We start from the raw sequence: 16169 nt of genomic DNA, 5'->3' as shown, positions 1-16169 counted from the left end.
TTAGGCGCGCCCGTAGGCCTCCGCAATGGCCACCTGCATCGCGTCTTCGGGAGTGCGCTCGCCCCAGGTCGCCAGCTGGAAAGCCGGGTAGAACCGCTCGGAGGACACGACAGCCGCGCCGATCAGCCGGTCGATCTGCTCCGGCCCGGGCATCTGCCCGCCCGTTAGCACCAGCCCGTGCCGCCAGACCATCAGCCGCTGATCGGGCCAGAAGGTGAAGGCGCCGGTCCAGACCCGGTCGTTGATGCGGTTGAGAAGCTCGTAGAGCGCGCCCTCACGGGTCGCGGGCGGGTCCATCTCGAAAGTGGAGATCAGCCGCAGGGTTTCATCCATCGGCGACCAGGCGAGGGTGATCGAGTAAGTCCGCCACTGACCCTCGACCGCCATTGCGATCTGGTCATCGGTAACCCGGTCGAATTCCCATTCATGGGCTTCGGCCAGCGTCTCGACGATGTCGATTGGGTGGAGTTCCTCGGCGTACAGATAGTCTTCGCTCAGTGCCATGCTCGTATCCCCCTGCCTTTTAGATGCCCGGAGTGCAGCTCCCCTAGGGCTTGTCGGCTTTACAAGGAACGGCGGTAGCAGCCGCCTTTCCCTACAACATATCGTGTAGGCAGGTTTGCGTTCTGTAAAGCAATTTGTGGTGGATAAGCCGGGCGGGTGCCACGAAATCTGGGGATAGTTCATCCACAAAGCGGGGCCATTGTCTGGCTCTCTTCCGCTAAGTATTTGAGATCGCTTTGAAACGCAAAAAGCGCCCGAAGGTCGGGCGCTTTTTGAGGCGGTTTGGTGGAGCCTAGGGGGATCGAACCCCTGACCTCGTCATTGCGAACGACGCGCTCTCCCAGCTGAGCTAAGGCCCCGTACCGTGGCGTGGTATTTCGCGCAAGGCGCGGGCGTTGTCAAGCGGCCCGCCCGCGCCGCACGCTAAAATTTCTGCCGATCCGCTTTATGCGGGCACCGAGATTTTCGACTTCACGAAATTGACCAGATCGCCTGCCGGGCGCGCCCCTGCGGCACGGGCGACCTCGCGGCCTTTCGCGAACAGGATGAAGGCGGGAATGCCCTGAATCCGGTAGCGTTGAGTCGCGGTAGGGTTCACCTGCGTGTTGATCTTCGCGAGCCGCACATGCGGTGTCAGCTTCTCTGCGGCCATGTTGAACTGCGGCGCCATCGCCTTGCACGGGCCGCACCACGGCGCCCAGAAATCGACCAGCAGCGGCAGGTCGTCCTTCTCGGCCTTGGCGAGCGTCTTGAAATCTACTTCCGTCACCTTGTGCGAAACGAGCCATCCGCCGCAGGTGCCGCATTTCGGGTTCGCGCCCAGCTTCTCGGCGGGGACGCGGTTGGCCTGTCCGCAATCGAGGCAGGTCACACGATAGCTTTGAGAGGATTGGGTCATGTCACCCCTCCTTTACATTGGGTTGAAAGATATATCGGGAACCCACTTCGGCTTTGCAAGGAGACGACATGACGCGCTGGAAAGAGCTGAGCCCCGAACGCCAGATGGATCTTCGCGCCGCCTATGACATCGAAATGGCGCGGCAGACCAATACCTGCTCGATTGACGAGAAGATTGCGCGCTTCGCCGAATGGCTCGCGCCGCAGGGCGTCGCCTTCGGGATGGAAGACTCGGCAAAAGGCTGATCTCTCAGCGGCCCTTCAGGTAGAAGAACACGCCCGCCACGATTAGTGCAGCAATCACCGCCAGTGCGATCTTCCATGCCGACCACGGGCGATCCCCGCGCACGCGGCCCGTCTGGGCGTTGACGACGAAGCGGTAGGAGCGGCCGCGGAACTTGTACGCGGCGGTCCAGATCGGTAGCAGGATATGCTTGAAGGTTTCGGCCGAAAACTGCGGGTCCATCGCGCCGATCCGCTGCTCGTCGCCGCCGATATCGCGACGGATGTCGGTCTGGATGACGCGGATCATCTCTGCCTGCGCGGCATGATGGCCCTCTTGCAGTTGCACGGTGTAGCCCTCGGCGGTGAAGCCCGCGAGGTAATCGCGCCGGTAGGGTTCGAGTGCCGTCAAATCCCAAGGGCGCAGCGCCTGCACGTACTCGGGCGGCAGCGAGCGCGCGGCGTAGATCACCACATCGTCGAAATCGCGCGCGACCTGACCCGAGACCGGGGTCCAGCGGATGCGGCGGACCTGCTCGGTGCGGGGGCCCTTGTCGGTCTGCACCGTGCGCGTGACGTAGTAAGCATCGCCGCGCTGCCCGGAATAGCGCGTGCGGGTGGCGGCATCGAAGGTCCAGAAGGGCGCGTAGATGCCGGTCATGCGCCGGCCCTTGCGGGCATATTGCGACAGTCCGTTGGGCGCGAACCACAGCGAGCCGAGCCATTTCGAGAGCGCCGCGCGCGCCTGCTCCTCGGTCAGTTGGAAGGGGAGCACGCCTTGCGGCTTGATCAGCCGCGTCGTGCCGGTATCGACCACCACCGGCGTCGCGCAGAACGGGCATTCGGTCGCGTGCTCGCCATTCTGCAGCTCGATCGAGGCGCCGCAATTGGGGCAGGAGACGGTGCGGTGCTCCTCCATCTCCTGCGCGGGCAATTCGCGGGTCAGCGCATCGTCGAGCGGCAATTCGCGCAAACGGGCCTCACCGCGCCCGGTGGCGGAGGGAATGTCCTGCACATGGCCGCAGTGGTCGCAGACGAGCCGCGTCTGGCCCGGCGCAAACCGCAGATCAGCTCCACAGCTTTCGCAGTGATAGTGGCTCTCGCCGCGTGGGTCGGCAGGGGCGGCAGCTGCGCTCCGCCCCACTTTCGGGAAACCCAGCATCGGATCAGCTCGCAGCAGGCGGGGGCGGCGGCGGTGCGATGGTGAAGAGCTGCGCCAGTTCGGTCACGTCCTCGGCGCGCATCCAGCCGTTCTGACCCGGCGTCCAGACGAGACTGTCACGGGTGAGCGAGCCTTCCGAGACCATGCGTCCCAGATGGCCGCGCCCGAAGGGCCCCTGCGTCTGGCCGTTGACCGCGAGATGCCAGACCTTCTCGACCGGCGGCGGGGGAGGGGGCGGCGGTGCGGCGGCGGCGGGTTGTTGGCCCATCTGCCCCCACGGCCCCATCTGCTGACCCATCGCCATGCCCATGCCCGCGCCCATTCCGGCCCCCATCGCCGCGCCCATCCCGGCGGAGGCGCCCGAGCCCGGCTGCCCCATGGCCTCCGCGGCATTATATTGCATGTAGCGGTTCAGATCGCCCACGATGCCCATCGAGGTGCGCTTGTCGAGAACCGCCTCCACCGCTTCGGGAAGTGAGACGTTCTCTATGTAGAATTCCGGCAGCTCCAGCCCGTAATTCGCAATGGTGGGTGCGATCGCCTTGGTGATCACCTTACCCATGTCCGCGGTGTTCGCCGCCATGTCGAGGACCGGGATGCCCGAGCTGGCGATGGCGCGCGAAAACTCCTGCACGATCACGTTGCGCAGCTGGTAGCTGATCTCGTCCGAGGTGAACTCGCCATCGGTGCCGACGATCTCGGTCAGGAACTTGCCCGGATCGGTGACGCGCATCGAATAGGTGCCGAAGGCGCGGATGCGCACCGGGCCGAATTCGGGATCGCGCGCCATGACCGGGTTCTTCGTGCCCCATTTGAGGTCATTGAACCGCGTTGTGTTGACGAAATAGATCTCGGACTGGAAGGGCGATTTGAACCCGTGATCCCAATGCTGAAGCGTCGTCAGAATCGGCAGGTTGTTCGTCTCCAGCATGTAGAGGCCCGGCCCGAAGATATCGGCCAGCTGCCCCTCATGGACGAAGACGGCGGCCTGCCCTTCGCGCACGGTCAGCTTGGCGCCGTATTTGATCGCATGGCCCTCACGTTCGAACCGCCAGACCATCGTGTCGCGGGTGTCGTCGGTCCAGCCGATGACGTCGATGAATTCGCCCGAGAGGAAATCGAGAATGCCCATGGATGCGGTTCCTTCTTGGTTCTCAGCTTGCGCCGCCCAGCAATTCGGCGGCGATGGTGGTGACGATCGGGCGGGCCTCGCGCTCGGTCATGCCGGGCTTCAGGCGCGGATCGTAAAGCATCTGCAGCAGCAGCTCGTCATGCTTGGTCAGCAGCGAGAATTCCTCGTCATCGTTGAAGATCGAGGGACGCGCGCGCGGATAGTCATTCGCGAGGCCGAGCCCCTGAGCCAGCTCCTCGTGGATACAGCTGGTGCGCAGTTCCGGCGGGTGCTCGCCGCGGATCACCGCGACCGCGTCGGTATAGATCGGGCTGTCGCCCTCCGAGAAGGCGAAGACGACACAGTAGGTGGACAGCGGCAGGTTCGTGATCGCCTCGACTGAGCTTTCATCGATCCCCGGCACGAGTTGTCGCAGGCGCGGGCCGATTGCGCGACGCTCGTCTTCGTTGAGGAACAGCACGTGGAAATTGCCGCCATGCTTTACAACGCTGACCGGATGGCGCGAGGCGCTCGCGAGCTTGCCCGCATAGGCGCGCACTTCGGCGACATCCGAGGCGCGGTCGGCCTTGGGTATCGAAGCGCCGAAATCGACGTCCATCCGAACCGGTTTCTCCCAGCGCCGCAGCCGAGAGGGCGTCTGGCGGGCGACGAACCCGCCGCCCTGCGCCGCGTATTCGTCGTAGAGCGCGATATGGATAAAGTTCTGCACCAGTTGGCGCTGGTTGAACGGTGCATCGCGCGGCGCGACATCGGTGCGCAGCTGGCCGCGGCTTTCCATCTCGGCGGCGGTCTTGGCGAAATATGCAGACATCTCTCGCGACAGCGCGCTCTGCTCGGTGACCTTGGAGCGGTCGAGATCGGCTGGCGCGCTGGGCGGGCGCGCGGTCTTGTCCGGTGCGAGCGGCGAGCCGCCCAAGCCCGGCGTGCAGGCCGAAAGGGCCAGCGCCGCCAGCCCTGCAAGAACCGGGAAGGCCGCACGCATCCGCATCATCCCGCAGCTCCGCCGGCCTGTGCGGAGGATTTCGCCGCCGACAGGGTGTTGCGCAGCTTGTCTTCCATCTCGATCAGTTCCTTCTCGGCATCGGCCCGCTTGCGCTTGCCTTCGTCGGCGATGCGCAGGCTGTCTTCGATCGTGGCGACCAGATCGGCATTGGCCGCTTTCACCGCCTCGATGTCGAAAACGCCGCGTTCCATTTCGGTGCGGATCTCGGCATTGGCTTCGCGCAGGTTCTTGGCGTTGGCGATCAGCAGGTCGTTGGTGAGGTCATTCGCTTCGCGCACGGCGCCCGCCGCCTCGCGCGAGCGCTGGATCGTGACCGCCTGCGCCAGCTGAGTCTCCCAGAGAGGCACCGTGTTCACCAGCGTCGAGTTGATCTTGGTCACAAGGCTCTTGTCGTTTTCCTGGACCAGCCGGATCGAAGGCAGCGACTGCATCGTCACCTGACGCGTCAGTTTCAGATCATGCACCCGGCGTTCCAGATCGTCGCGCGCGGCGCGCAGATCGCGGACTTCCTGTGCCTTGAGTACTTTCTGATCTTCGGAAGCGGCTTCCATCTCTGTTTCTTTTGCAGGGATTTCCTGCGTGTCGAGCTGGGCCAGCTTTTCAACGCCCGCTGCAATGTAGAGGGCGAGCTCGTCGTAGAAATGCAGCGTCTTGTCGTAGAGCATATCGAGCGATTTGATGTCCTTGAGCAGGTTATGCTCGTGGCTCAGCAACTCGTCGGTGACGCGGTCGATCTGGCCCTGCACCTCCTCGAAGCGGGCGACAAAATTGCCAAACGGAGCGGCGCGGCCCAGCAGTTTCTCCCACCAGCTGCGCTTGCGGCGTACATCGAGTTCCGACACCGAGAAGCCGCGGATCGTGGTGACGATCTGGCGCAGGCTGTCCCCGGCGGGGCCGACATCCTTGTTCTTGACGCCCGAGAGCATTTCCTGGCTGATCGATTGCAGATCGGTCTGCGCGCGCGAACCGAAGCGGACGATCGAATTCGTGTCGCTCATGTCCAGCTCGGCCATGCGCTTGCGGATTTCCTCGGCGGTTTCCGGCGGAGCCTGATCGAGCGGGGTCACCGCCTCTGCCGGGCCCGGCTCGGGCAGCAGGGAGCCGCTGACACCTTCCACTTCGGTCATCAGCTCGGTCGCCTTCTGGCGGGTCGTCTCGGTCATCTCAGGGCCTCCTTGCGCCTGTCGGGACAGGTCCCGGGGTCACGTGTCACGTCACGCCTCGTCATGTCTTTCGGGTCGTCGGCACGACCCCTTCGCGCGCCAGCCGGTCGCGCAGAACGTCGATCTCGATTTCCAGCCCTTCGCGGCCGTCCTCCAGCATCTTCCTGGTGCGCGCGGTGAAATTCGCCTCCAGATCATCCAGCAGCGCCGCGTAATCGTCGCGTGCGGTCTGATCGCGGGTGTTGCGCCACAGGTCGGCGAACTTGATCGTCGCGTCGCGCGCGCCCTGCAGATAGACCGTCATGTAGCGCCGCGCCTGCGCCAGATCGCCGGGGTCTTCCTCGACCGCGCGGAACAGATCGCGGGCAGTGGTGGCGAATTGCTCGACCCGGCCGATCAGGACACGCTCGCCCGAGGGGGTGATCGCCTTGCGCATCTCTTCCAGATAGGCCTCGCCCTCCTTGACCACGCGGGCGACGCGCTCTTGCTGAAATTCGTCGACGCCGTCCATCCCCTTGTCCTTCAGCGGATCGAGACCGAAGGCCACGAGCGAGACAACGGTGCCGATCGCGCCGATCCCGGCGGCTCCGATCACACCGAGGCCGGGCGCTTGTGCGCCGATGGCGAGGCCCAGCCCATAGGCGACCGAGCCCAGAATCTTCCGAGGAAAGGCGGGCCGCTTGGCTGAGGCGCGGGCGACATAGGCGAATTCCGCCCGCAGCCCCTCGCGGATCGTCCAGGCGGCGCCCGCGATCAGCGCGAAAGCCGCGAGCGCGCGGGCCAAGGTGAGGGGCCCGCTGCCGAAAGCGCTCAGCAGAAAGGGCAGGGCGGCGGCCACGATCCAGAACGGACGGCCTTCCTGGGGGTGGCGAGCATCGGGACGGCGATGGGGAGGTATGCTTCGGGGATCGTGCAGGTCGGGCCCGCTGGCCGGGCCTTGGGGCGAGTATTTTCCGCCATAGCGTTGAGCCATCACACGCTCCCGGTGAACGCGACCGACAGCGTCAGCGCGATCATCAGCCAGAAAGCGATTCTTTTTTGCGCTTCGCGCGACATCGCCAGCCCCTGCCATCGGACGCGAATTCCGGCGTCCTGATAATATTTTATAAGCAGGCTGGCGGGTCTATGCCAGAGAGACGGTGTGAAATTCGCGTAAACCCGCCGAGGAAAAAAGTGAGGGGAAAACCACGGCGGTTTTCCCCTCACTCAAAGCGTGTTTTCGCCGGTCAGTCGCGGTTGCCACCACGCGGCTTGCCGCCGAAGGGCTTGCCGCCGGGTTTTCCGCCCGGCTTGGCGCCATGCGACTTGAAGCCGCCGGAACGTGCGGGCCGATCGCCGCGCGCGTCGCCGTGGGATTTGAACCCGCCCGAACGCGGTTTCCCGCCCGGTTTGCCACCATGCGATTTGAATCCGCCCGAGCGGGGCTTGTCGCCGCCACGGTCGTCGCGGTCCCGGCTGAAGCGCGCCTTGTCGCCGAACTTCCCACTGGGCTTGCCGCCGAACTTCCCGCCGGAGCGGTCATCGCGGTCGCGGTTGAAGCTGGGCTTGTCGCCACGCGGCCCACGATCCGGACGGTCTCCACGATCCTTCGAGAAACGCGGACCCCGATCGCCGCGCTCGCCTTCATCGCGATGCGACTTGAAGCCACCGGCCCGCGGCTTGCGTGGCCCGTCGCGGAACGGGCGATCCTCGCGCCCGCCCTCTTCGCGGTCCTTGCGGAAGCGCGGTTTGTCGTCGCGGCTACCCTCGTCGCGGTCCCGGTTGAAGCGCGGCTTGTCGCCACGCGGCCCGCGATCCGGGCGGTCGCCCCGGTCCTTCGAGAAGCGCGGCCCACGATCGCCGCGCTCGCCCCGATCTCCGCGGTCGCCCTCGTCACGATGCGACTTGAAGCCGCCCGTGCGCGGCTTGCGCGGACGATCCTCACGGCCGCCTTCGTCACGATCCTTGCGGAAGCGCGGCTTGTCATCGCGGCCGCCGTCATCGCGATCCCGCTTGAAGCGCGGCTTGTCGCCCCGGTCCTTGCGCTCGCCGCGCTCCGGGCGATCCCCACGCTCCTTGCGCTCGGGCTTCGCTTCGCCGCCCACCGGCTTGTCGTCGAGCAGGCCGCCCAGCTGGTCGCGCAGCATCTTGCGCTTCACTTCCATGACGTCGCCTGCCTTCATGTCCATCAGGCGGAACGGACCATAGCTGATCCGGATCAGGCGGTTCACCTGGAAGCCGATCTCGGTCATGGCGCGACGGATTTCGCGGTTGCGGCCTTCACGGATGCCCACGGTCAGCCACGCATTCGCGCCCTGCTGACGGTCGAGCGAGACCTCCATCGGCAGGAATTCTTCGCCGTCGATGGTTATGCCTTGGCGCAGCGGCTCGAAGCTCTGCTCGGTCGGGCGGCCATTCACGCGAACGCGGTATTTGCGCAGCCAGCCGGTCTCGGGCAGTTCCAGACGGCGCTTGAGGCCGCCGTCATTGGTCAAGAGCAGCAGGCCTTCGGAGTTGAGGTCGAGACGGCCCACGTTCAGCACGCGCGGCATGCCTTCGGGCATTTCGTCGAAAATCGTACGGCGGCCCTGTTCGTCCTTCTCGGTCGTGACCAGACCCAGCGGCTTGTAGTAAAGCCACAGCCGCGTCTCCTGCGGTGCGTCGATCGCCTTGCCGTCGATGGTGATCTTGTCCGAGGCCGCCACGTCGAGTGCGGGCGAGTCGATCTGCTTGCCGTTCACCGCGACCTTGCCGGCGAGGATCATCTTCTCGGCGTCGCGGCGCGAGGCCACGCCGGAGCGCGCGATCACCTTGGCGACGCGTTCTTTCGCACCGGACTTATCGGCGGATTTCGGGGCGGAATTTTCGGGAGCGTCGGTCATGTCCGGTTCCTTCTAGGGGAGGGGGCGCGCGAGTCGCTCGGGCGCGAAAGACCGCGATCTACACCTTTCCGAGGCGCGTGGGAAGCGTCTTGATAAGCGCGGGTTTGCAGGCGATGAAGAGCCATGGAATTCCGGTCTTTCATGCAACAGGCGCTGGCAGAGGCGCGCGAGGCGGCCAAGCGCGGCGAAGTGCCCGTCGGCGCGGTCGTCGTCTCCCCTGACGGTAGGGTGGTGGCCTCTGCGGGCAACCGCACGCGCGAGCTGGGCGATCCGACGGCCCATGCCGAGATTCTCGCGATGCGCGACGCCTGTGCGCAGATCGGCTCGGAGCGGCTGCCCGGTTACGACCTCTATGTCACGCTCGAGCCCTGTCCGATGTGCGCCTCGGCGATCTCTCAGGCCCGGATCGCGCGGCTCTATTATGGCGCGGCCGATCCGAAATCGGGCGGCGTCGCGCAGGGGCCGCGCATCTTCGCGCATCCGCAGAGCCACCACGTGCCGGAAATCTACGACGGCATCGGGGCGGCGGAGGCCGAGGCGCTCCTGAAGGATTTCTTCGCAGCGCGCCGCTGAGCCTCGCCCGTCTGGACGCGTCTACTTTCATGTGGCATATCAAGCGTATCGCAGGCCCGAGGGGCCGCGATCCCCTATATCGAAGACGACCAGAAGGAGCGGGAATGCGTTCGGCATTGCGTCTGCGCGAAGGTGGCCTTGCGGCCTATCAGCAAGAGATGAAATGGGTCGCGCTCGCCCTCGGCATCGCCTCCACCATTGCCATCGTGCAGAACTGGTACCCGCTCAACCTGTTTCTCAGCCTGCCATTCTGCCTGATCTGGGCCTATCACGCCTGGCTGCATACAGAGCGCCAGCTGAAATATCTCAACATCATGTTCACCGGTTTCTACCTCTACGGGATCGCGCGCTATTTCCTGATGTCGCAGGGGCAGGGCTGAGGCGCGGGTCTTGTAACCCCGTCGGCCAGCGGGGATAGTCGCGCAAGACATTCGGGGATGATTTCATGAGCGACGAGAACGACAAGATACTCGAACAGGCGCGCCAGTTCATCGAGGCGATCCCGCATTCCCGCGCGCTGGGCATGCAGATGGACGAGATCCGCCCCGGCTGCGCGACCCTCTCGATGCCCTATGACACGCGCTTCGTGGGCGATCCGCGCACCGGCGTGATCCATGGCGGCGCCGTCTCGGCGCTGATGGATACCTGCGCGGGCGCCGCCGTGATGAGCCATCCGCAGGCGGGCGCCTCTACCGCAACGCTCGATCTGCGCATCGATTACATGCGCCCCGCCACGCCCGGCCAGCGGATCACCGCGCGGGCCGAATGCTATCACGTCACCCGCTCGGTGGCCTTCGTGCGTGCGACCACCCATGACGAGGACGCGGAGCGCCCCGTGGCGACTGCCACCGGTGCCTTCACCGTCTCGCGCCCCGACAAACCCAAATCGGAGGGCCAGGCATGAGCCGTCCCAAGCCCGAACCCGTCCAGCAGGTCAAGCAGCGCCGTGACGGCGCGCTCAAGATGCTCGTCGAGGGCATTCCTTACGCGCAATTCCTCGGCATCGGTTTCGACCGGCGCGGCGACGAGCTGACCGGTGTTCTGTCCTATGATGACAAGCTGATCGGCAACCCGATGCTGCCCGCGATCCATGGCGGGGTGACGGCGGCCTTTCTAGAGGTCACCGCGATCATCGAGCTCAGCTGGTCCTACCTCTGGGACGATATCGAGGCGGGGCGGATCGATTTCGACGCGCTGACGCCCGAGAGCCTGCCGCGGCTGCCCAAGACGATCGACTTCACGGTGGATTACCTGCGCTCCGGCCTGCCGCGCGACGCCTATGCGCGGGCGCGGGTCAACCGCTCGGGGCGGCGTTACGCCAGCGTCCATGTCGAGGCGTGGCAAGACAACCGGACCCGGATCTTCGCGCAGGCGACCGGACACTTCCTGATGCCCGCGCGGGACGATACCTCCGCCAATGGCTGAGATTACCCATGCGCGGGTCCTGAAGATCGCGCTGCCCATCGTCCTCTCGAACGCTACGATCCCTATCCTCGGCGCGGTCGACACGGCCGTCGTCGGCCAGATCGGCCTGCCCGCGCCGATCGGGGCGGTGGGGATCGGAGCGGTGATCCTGTCCTCGCTCTACTGGATCTTCGGCTTCCTCCGGATGGGCACAACGGGGCTGGTGAGCCAGGCGCATGGGACGGGCGACACGGGCGAGGTGTCCGCCGGGCTGATGCGCGCGCTGATCATTGCGGGGATCGCCGGGCTGAGCCTCATCGTGCTGCAACTTCCGCTGTTCTGTGCCGCTTTTCAGCTTGCCCCAGCGAGCGACGAGGTCGAGGGTCTTGCCCGCGACTACCTGCAGATCCGCATCTGGGGCGCGCCGCTGACGATCTCGCTTTATGCCTTCACCGGCTGGTTGATTGCGCTGGAGCGCACGCGCGGGATCCTCTTGCTGCAGGTGGCGATGAACGCGTTGAACGTCGGGCTGGATCTTCTGTTCGTTCTCGGCTTCGGTTGGGGCGTGCAAGGCGTAGCCGGCGCCACGCTCATCTCCGAAATCGGCGGTGTGCTGCTGGCGCTTTGGCTGTGTCGCGCTGCCTTTGGGGGAGGGCTGTGGCGCGCGCGCGCGATCTTCGACCGCGTGAAACTGGCGACTATGGCGCGGGTGAATACCGACATCATGCTCCGCTCGATCCTGCTGCAGGCGAGCTTCACCTCCTTCCTGTTCCTCGGCGCGGGGCAGGGCGATGTGACCCTCGCGGCCAATCAGGTGCTGCTGCAATTCCTGCAGATCACGGCCTTCGCGCTGGACGGGTTCGCCTTCTCCGCCGAGAGCCTCGTGGGGCAGGCCGTGGGCGCGCATTCCGCGGCACGGCTGCGCCGGGCGAGCATCGTGTCCTCGCAATGGGGGATCGGTGGCGCGCTCGTGCTGGGCGCGGTCTTCCTGCTTGCAGGCCCCGCGATCATCGACCTGATGACGACCGCGCCGAATGTCCGCATCGAGGCGCGCGACTACCTGATCTGGATCGCTGCCGCCCCGCTGATCGGGGGGCCGGCCTGGATGCTCGACGGCATTTTCATCGGCGCGACCCTGACGCGCGAGATGCGCAACGCGATGGTCGTCTCGGTCGCGATCTACACGGTGGCGCTATTCGTGCTGATCCCGCTTTTCGGCAATCACGGGCTCTGGGCGGGGCTGATGATCCTCAACGCCACGCGCGGCCTGACGATGGGCCGGCTCTATCCCCGGGCCGAGGCGAAAGCTTCATCCGGGTAGAGGCGCGGCCCCTCTGACTGCGCCCCGCCTCTCCCTTCCCCTTGGGAGAAATATCCCGGGGGAGAGGGCGAAGCCCGAGGGGGCAGCGCCCCCTTCAGACAGTATCCAGGTAAAGCTCGGTCTGTTCCTGATCCGAGAGCTCCGCCATGTAATGCAGCTCCTGCCGCTTGGTCATGGCGAAATTGGTGATCAGTTCGCGGTCGAAGATGCGCGGCATGATCTCGCAATTCTGGAAGGCGTCGATCGCCTCTTCCCAGTCGGTGGGCATCTGCGGCAGGTCGAGCGCATAGGCGTTGCCCTTGATCGGCTCGGGCGCTTCCATCTTGTCTTCGATCCCGATCAGCGCCGCGCCCAGGATAGCGGCGATCATCAGGTAGGGGTTCACGTCGCCGCCCGCCACGCGATGCTCGATCCGGCGCGCCTGCGGGCCAGAGGCCGGGATACGCAGCGCCGAGGTGCGGTTCTCGTAGGCCCAGGCGATCCCAGTTGGCGCATGGGCGTCGGGCACCAGCCGGTCATAGCTGTTCTCATGCGGCGCGAAGATCAGCGCCGAGCCCGACATCGCAGCCAGGCAGCCGGCGACCGCGTGGCGCATCTGATCCGAGCCCTGCGGCGTGCCGTCGTTGAAGATGTTGTTGCCCTCGGCGTCGAGCACGGAGAAATGCATATGCATGCCGTTGCCGGGCCATTCATCGTACGGTTTCGCCATGAAGGACGCGGCGAAACCATGCGCGCGTGCCAGCCCTTTCACCAGCATCTTGAACAGCCAGCTGTCATCGGCGGCCTTCAGCGGGTCGGGTTGGTGGCTAAGGTTGATCTCGAACTGGCCGGGACCCGCTTCGGAGATCGCGGTATCGGCGGGAATATCCATCGCCTCGCAGGCGTCGTAGAGCTGGCTGAAGAAAATGTCGAACGCGTCGAGCGCGCGCAACGATAGCACCTCGCCGCCGGTGCGGCGTTTACCCGAGCGCGGCGAGGGCGGCACCCGCAGGGTCTTGCCGCTATCGTCGATCAGGAAGAATTCCAGCTCGGTCGCGACCACGGGGGTCAGCCCCAGAGCCTTGTAGCGTTCCACGACGCGGGCCAGCGCCTGCCGGGGATCGCCCGCATAGGGCGTGCCGTCCATGTGGAACATCCAGATCGGCAGCAGCGCCGTCGGCGCCGAGAGCCACGGCATCGGCAGGAAGCCCCGCTCTGTCGGCATCAGAAGGCCGTCGGCATCGCCGGACTCGAACACAAGCGGGCTGTCTTCGACATCCTCGCCCCAGATGTCGAGGTTCATCACCGAATAGGGAAAGCGCGTCCCTTCGGTGAAGACCTTATCGGCGAAGCGGGCTGGCAGGCGTTTGCCGCGCGCCACCCCGTTGAGATCGGCCGCCGCCACGCGGATCGTGCGAACGTCGGGATGGTCGTGCAGCCAGTTCATGTGTCACCTGATAATCTGCGGCCTGAACCGGAAGCGCTTGCGGCTTTCCTGCGGCAGATGGCGGTTCAGGCGGCGGTTGATCACCCCGAAGACCGCGATGACGCAGAGCGTGAGCAGGATGAAATAGAACGCCGCGATCGGGTAGGGGATGAAGGGATTGAAGGTCTTGTCCGCGAAATATTTCGCGTAATAGAGCGCGTCGCCCTCCTGCCGGAACGCCGGGAAGCCCGAGAAGAACACGAGCGTGGTGGCGTGGAACAGGAAGATCGCTTCGTTGGTGTAGGACGGCCAACCGAGCCGGAGCATCGTCGGCCATGTCACGCGGCGGAATTTGGTCCAGCCGGTCATGCCATAGGCGTCCGCGGCTTCCATGTCGCCTTTCGGAACCGAGCGCAGCGCGCCGTAGAAAATCTCGGCGGCATAGGCGGAGGTGTTGAAGAACAGCACGATCAGGGCGCCTGCCCAGGCCCGCGTGATCCAGTCCGTCGCGACCGTGATGCCGAGGATCGGGAAGCCAGCCCGGGGCAGCATCGCGAAGGCCTCGTAGGCGAGGAAAAACTGGATGAAGAGCGGTGAGCCGCGGAACAGGAAGATGAACCAGTCCGCGGGTTTGCGGAAAATTGCACGTTCGGAGTTCTTCGCCACTGCCAGCGTGGTCGCGAGGAAGAAGCCCGCCAGAAGCGCGAGGATGCCGAAATAGAGGTTCCAGATCATCCCCGAGCCGATCAGGGTGAATTGCTGGCACATGGTGAAATCGGAGCGCGGCAGCAGCCGCTCGCCGATGCCCACGGACCGCAGACCGTAATCCGCGATGGTCTGAATGCAGCTCATGCGCCCGCCTTTCTCAGCGCTTCACCGGCAGCCGTGGCCTGCCCGAAGGAGAGGCGGCGGTTGATGCGCGCCAGCACGATCTCGGAGAGCTTGGTCATCACCAGATAGAAGACCAGCAGCGCGAGGAAGTAGTAGAGCCGCCAGTCGGGGTGTGGATAGGAGTAGATCTGCGACTTGGTCGCGCCGAGTTCGCGCGCCCAGTAGACGATATCCTCGATGCCCAGAAGGAACAGCAGAGGCGTCGCCTTGATGAGGATCATCCAGAGGTTCGACAGTCCGGGGATCGCATAGGCCCACATCTGCGGGATCAATACGCGGCGGTTCACCTGCGCGCGGGTCATGCCGTAAGCCTCGGCGGTCTCCAGCTGCGCGCGCGGCACGGCCTGCATCGCACCGAACAGCACGTTCGCGGCGAACGCCCCGTAGACGATGGAGAAGGCCACCACGGCCAGCGCGAAGCCATAGGCCTCGTGGTAGAATTGTGGGGAGGTACCGAGCGGGATTTTCGCCGCGGCACAGACGTGGAACTCGTTGCCCGTCCAGGCGGGGCCGGGGTCGGGGCAGATTGCGCGCGATTTCAGGTATTCGAGCCCCTGGTCCATCGCGATCGGCACGAAGAGGAAGAAGATGATATCCGGCACACCGCGCACCATCGCGATATAGCCGCGTCCCAGAAGCTTCAGCGGTGCGAGGGTAGACCGCGCGGCGAGCGCGCCCCCGAAACCGAAGATCAGCGCCACCGGCGCCGTCACGGCCAGCAGGATCAGCACGATCCCAAAGGAGCCATAGAACATCATGTGCTTGCCCGTTGTCAGGTAGCACAGAAGCCAGGAAAGCCCGTGAAGGGCGGAAGGATCGGAACAGCTGTTGAGCATCTGGATCGGTCGGGGGGCGCGCCGCGTGACCCGCCCCCCGCTTTCTGGATCAGTTTTTGAAGGTCAGCGCTTTGTCGCCGAAATACTTCTTGATCATCTCGTTGAGCGAGCCATCGGCCTTCATTTTCGAGATCCCGTCATCGAGCTTGTTCTTGAGCTCGGTGTCGGACTTGCGCAGGCCGATGCCGATGCCCTTGCCCAGCGGCACGTCGTCGCCGACGAATTGCAGGTTGTCCTGACCGTCGAAGGGCTTGAGCGCGTCCTTGTCGGCGAAGACCGCGTCGGCCTCGCCGTTCTTCACCGCCGCGATCGTGTCGTCGAGCGTGGCGTATTCGGCGAGCGTCGCACCGCTTTCGGCGACACGGGCCGCCTGGATCGTGCCGGTCTGCGCCGCGACCACGGCGCCCTTGAGATCGACGTTCGGATCCATCGCGAGATAAGCGGAGGGCGCCGGCGGGTAGTAGGGCTGGGTGAAGTCGATCGATTTCTCGCGCTCGGCGGTGATCGACATGCCAGCGATGATGGTGTCGTAGTTGCCGCTCAGCAGGTTCGGGATGATCGAATCCCAGTCATTGGTGACCCAGGTGCAATCGAGGCTCTCCATCTCGCAGAGCTTGTCGCCCAGTTCGCGCTCGAAACCTGCAACTTCGCCGTTGTCGTCGATGTAGTTGTAGGGAGGGTAGGCGCCCTCGGTGCCCATGCGGACCGTTTCAGCCGCGGCAATGCCGGCCGACAGGCCGAGAATGGCGGCGGTCAGGATCAGTTTTTTCATCTTGGGTTCCCCGTTGTTTGTTC

Annotated in this window: 18 protein-coding genes and 1 tRNA gene; 6 read left to right on the top strand and 13 right to left on the bottom strand. The window is 65.2% G+C overall.

All coding sequences use genetic code 11. From position 1 onward, the window contains the following. The 3 genes from B6V76_RS06720 to B6V76_RS06710 all read right to left on the bottom strand — a co-directional run bounded on the left by B6V76_RS06720 (position 1) and on the right by B6V76_RS06710 (position 1402). Positions 1 to 504, bottom strand: a complete 504-nt coding sequence (locus tag B6V76_RS06720) for a YbjN domain-containing protein (protein WP_088719072.1) — start codon at positions 502 to 504, stop codon at positions 1 to 3. Positions 505 to 787: 283 nt separating this feature from the next. Then, positions 788 to 863, bottom strand: a tRNA-Ala gene (locus tag B6V76_RS06715). Between the two features lie 86 nt (positions 864 to 949). Continuing rightward, positions 950 to 1402 carry a thioredoxin domain-containing protein gene (locus B6V76_RS06710; RefSeq protein ID WP_078539752.1) on the bottom strand — a complete coding sequence of 151 codons (453 nt, stop codon included), beginning with the start codon at positions 1400 to 1402 and terminating at the stop codon, positions 950 to 952. Between the two features lie 68 nt (positions 1403 to 1470). On the opposite strand from B6V76_RS06710, the gene B6V76_RS19875 reads away from it, so the two are divergent. Continuing rightward, positions 1471 to 1647: a hypothetical protein gene (locus B6V76_RS19875; protein WP_166504558.1), complete on the top strand. Its 177-nt coding sequence runs from the start codon at positions 1471 to 1473 to the stop codon at positions 1645 to 1647. Between the two features lie 4 nt (positions 1648 to 1651). Here B6V76_RS19875 and B6V76_RS06705 read toward each other — a convergent pair whose 3' ends face one another. The 6 genes from B6V76_RS06705 to B6V76_RS06680 form a co-directional block, all read right to left on the bottom strand. Beyond that, positions 1652 to 2785 (bottom strand): zinc ribbon domain-containing protein, encoded by a 1134-nt coding sequence (locus B6V76_RS06705; RefSeq protein WP_233243023.1) that lies wholly within the window; start codon positions 2783 to 2785, stop codon positions 1652 to 1654. A gap of 4 nt (positions 2786 to 2789) precedes the next feature. Then, positions 2790 to 3917: an SPFH domain-containing protein gene (locus B6V76_RS06700; protein WP_075776160.1), complete on the bottom strand. Its 1128-nt coding sequence runs from the start codon at positions 3915 to 3917 to the stop codon at positions 2790 to 2792. A gap of 22 nt (positions 3918 to 3939) precedes the next feature. Further along, positions 3940 to 4908: a DUF2927 domain-containing protein gene (locus tag B6V76_RS06695; protein ID WP_346426008.1), complete on the bottom strand. Its 969-nt coding sequence runs from the start codon at positions 4906 to 4908 to the stop codon at positions 3940 to 3942. Further along, a complete protein-coding gene (locus B6V76_RS06690; protein ID WP_088727015.1) occupies positions 4905 to 6083 on the bottom strand; it encodes a toxic anion resistance protein in 1179 nt (392 codons plus the stop codon). Before B6V76_RS06690 ends, B6V76_RS06695 begins: the two co-directional genes overlap by 4 nt. Positions 6084 to 6144: 61 nt before the next feature. After that, complete coding sequence (locus tag B6V76_RS06685) at positions 6145 to 7056, bottom strand: 5-bromo-4-chloroindolyl phosphate hydrolysis family protein (protein ID WP_088721926.1); 912 nt, start codon at positions 7054 to 7056, stop codon at positions 6145 to 6147. A gap of 253 nt (positions 7057 to 7309) precedes the next feature. Further along, a complete protein-coding gene (locus B6V76_RS06680; protein WP_088727014.1) occupies positions 7310 to 8944 on the bottom strand; it encodes a pseudouridine synthase in 1635 nt (544 codons plus the stop codon). Positions 8945 to 9067: 123 nt separating this feature from the next. Here B6V76_RS06680 and B6V76_RS06675 point away from each other — a divergent pair, with 123 nt between their 5' ends. The 5 genes from B6V76_RS06675 to B6V76_RS06655 all read left to right on the top strand — a co-directional run bounded on the left by B6V76_RS06675 (position 9068) and on the right by B6V76_RS06655 (position 12242). Then, a complete protein-coding gene (locus tag B6V76_RS06675) occupies positions 9068 to 9517 on the top strand; it encodes a nucleoside deaminase (RefSeq protein ID WP_088727013.1) in 450 nt (149 codons plus the stop codon). 104 nt (positions 9518 to 9621) lie between these two features. Then, positions 9622 to 9897, top strand: coding sequence for a peptidase (locus B6V76_RS06670; protein WP_075776154.1), 276 nt, complete (start codon positions 9622 to 9624; stop codon positions 9895 to 9897). A gap of 65 nt (positions 9898 to 9962) precedes the next feature. Then, complete coding sequence (locus B6V76_RS06665; RefSeq protein ID WP_075776153.1) at positions 9963 to 10421, top strand: PaaI family thioesterase; 459 nt, start codon at positions 9963 to 9965, stop codon at positions 10419 to 10421. Next, complete coding sequence (locus tag B6V76_RS06660) at positions 10418 to 10942, top strand: PaaI family thioesterase (protein WP_075776152.1); 525 nt, start codon at positions 10418 to 10420, stop codon at positions 10940 to 10942. The genes B6V76_RS06665 and B6V76_RS06660 overlap by 4 nt, the downstream gene beginning before the upstream one ends. Beyond that, positions 10935 to 12242, top strand: a complete 1308-nt coding sequence (locus tag B6V76_RS06655; RefSeq protein WP_088727012.1) for an MATE family efflux transporter — start codon at positions 10935 to 10937, stop codon at positions 12240 to 12242. The genes B6V76_RS06660 and B6V76_RS06655 overlap by 8 nt, the downstream gene beginning before the upstream one ends. A gap of 94 nt (positions 12243 to 12336) precedes the next feature. Here B6V76_RS06655 and B6V76_RS06650 read toward each other — a convergent pair whose 3' ends face one another. From B6V76_RS06650 to B6V76_RS06635, 4 genes are read right to left on the bottom strand one after another with little or no spacing between them, the layout of a single operon-like run. Then, complete coding sequence (locus B6V76_RS06650; RefSeq protein WP_088719065.1) at positions 12337 to 13668, bottom strand: glutamine synthetase family protein; 1332 nt, start codon at positions 13666 to 13668, stop codon at positions 12337 to 12339. Positions 13669 to 13671: 3 nt separating this feature from the next. After that, on the bottom strand, positions 13672 to 14499 hold the full coding sequence (locus tag B6V76_RS06645; RefSeq protein WP_075776149.1) for an ABC transporter permease subunit: 828 nt from the start codon (positions 14497 to 14499) through the stop codon (positions 13672 to 13674). Beyond that, the gene (locus tag B6V76_RS06640; RefSeq protein WP_075776148.1) at positions 14496 to 15374 is read right to left on the bottom strand and encodes an ABC transporter permease subunit; all 879 of its coding nucleotides are present in this window, start codon (positions 15372 to 15374) and stop codon (positions 14496 to 14498) included. The genes B6V76_RS06645 and B6V76_RS06640 overlap by 4 nt, the downstream gene beginning before the upstream one ends. 49 nt (positions 15375 to 15423) lie before the next feature. Further along, positions 15424 to 16146, bottom strand: coding sequence for a transporter substrate-binding domain-containing protein (locus B6V76_RS06635; protein WP_088727011.1), 723 nt, complete (start codon positions 16144 to 16146; stop codon positions 15424 to 15426). Positions 16147 to 16169: the final 23 nt, after the last annotated feature.

It is taken from the genome of Thioclava sp. IC9 (genome assembly GCF_002213225.1).
Taxonomy (GTDB): domain Bacteria; phylum Pseudomonadota; class Alphaproteobacteria; order Rhodobacterales; family Rhodobacteraceae; genus Thioclava; species Thioclava nitratireducens.
This window is presented reverse-complemented; position numbering and strand designations above follow the sequence as displayed.

Coding starts and splice junctions, on each gene's coding strand:
- B6V76_RS06705 (WP_233243023.1), bottom strand. CDS start 2,785: ATGCTGGGTTTCCCGAAAGTGGGGCGGAGCGCAGCTGCCGCCCCTGCC.
- B6V76_RS06690 (WP_088727015.1), bottom strand. CDS start 6,083: ATGACCGAGACGACCCGCCAGAAGGCGACCGAGCTGATGACCGAAGTG.
- B6V76_RS06680 (WP_088727014.1), bottom strand. CDS start 8,944: ATGACCGACGCTCCCGAAAATTCCGCCCCGAAATCCGCCGATAAGTCC.
- B6V76_RS06675 (WP_088727013.1), top strand. CDS start 9,068: ATGGAATTCCGGTCTTTCATGCAACAGGCGCTGGCAGAGGCGCGCGAG.
- B6V76_RS06685 (WP_088721926.1), bottom strand. CDS start 7,056: ATGGCTCAACGCTATGGCGGAAAATACTCGCCCCAAGGCCCGGCCAGC.
- B6V76_RS06655 (WP_088727012.1), top strand. CDS start 10,935: ATGGCTGAGATTACCCATGCGCGGGTCCTGAAGATCGCGCTGCCCATC.
- B6V76_RS06670 (WP_075776154.1), top strand. CDS start 9,622: ATGCGTTCGGCATTGCGTCTGCGCGAAGGTGGCCTTGCGGCCTATCAG.
- B6V76_RS06640 (WP_075776148.1), bottom strand. CDS start 15,374: ATGCTCAACAGCTGTTCCGATCCTTCCGCCCTTCACGGGCTTTCCTGG.
- B6V76_RS06635 (WP_088727011.1), bottom strand. CDS start 16,146: ATGAAAAAACTGATCCTGACCGCCGCCATTCTCGGCCTGTCGGCCGGC.
- B6V76_RS06650 (WP_088719065.1), bottom strand. CDS start 13,668: ATGAACTGGCTGCACGACCATCCCGACGTTCGCACGATCCGCGTGGCG.
- B6V76_RS06720 (WP_088719072.1), bottom strand. CDS start 504: ATGGCACTGAGCGAAGACTATCTGTACGCCGAGGAACTCCACCCAATC.
- B6V76_RS06710 (WP_078539752.1), bottom strand. CDS start 1,402: ATGACCCAATCCTCTCAAAGCTATCGTGTGACCTGCCTCGATTGCGGA.
- B6V76_RS06660 (WP_075776152.1), top strand. CDS start 10,418: ATGAGCCGTCCCAAGCCCGAACCCGTCCAGCAGGTCAAGCAGCGCCGT.
- B6V76_RS06645 (WP_075776149.1), bottom strand. CDS start 14,499: ATGAGCTGCATTCAGACCATCGCGGATTACGGTCTGCGGTCCGTGGGC.
- B6V76_RS19875 (WP_166504558.1), top strand. CDS start 1,471: ATGACGCGCTGGAAAGAGCTGAGCCCCGAACGCCAGATGGATCTTCGC.
- B6V76_RS06665 (WP_075776153.1), top strand. CDS start 9,963: ATGAGCGACGAGAACGACAAGATACTCGAACAGGCGCGCCAGTTCATC.
- B6V76_RS06700 (WP_075776160.1), bottom strand. CDS start 3,917: ATGGGCATTCTCGATTTCCTCTCGGGCGAATTCATCGACGTCATCGGC.
- B6V76_RS06695 (WP_346426008.1), bottom strand. CDS start 4,908: ATGATGCGGATGCGTGCGGCCTTCCCGGTTCTTGCAGGGCTGGCGGCG.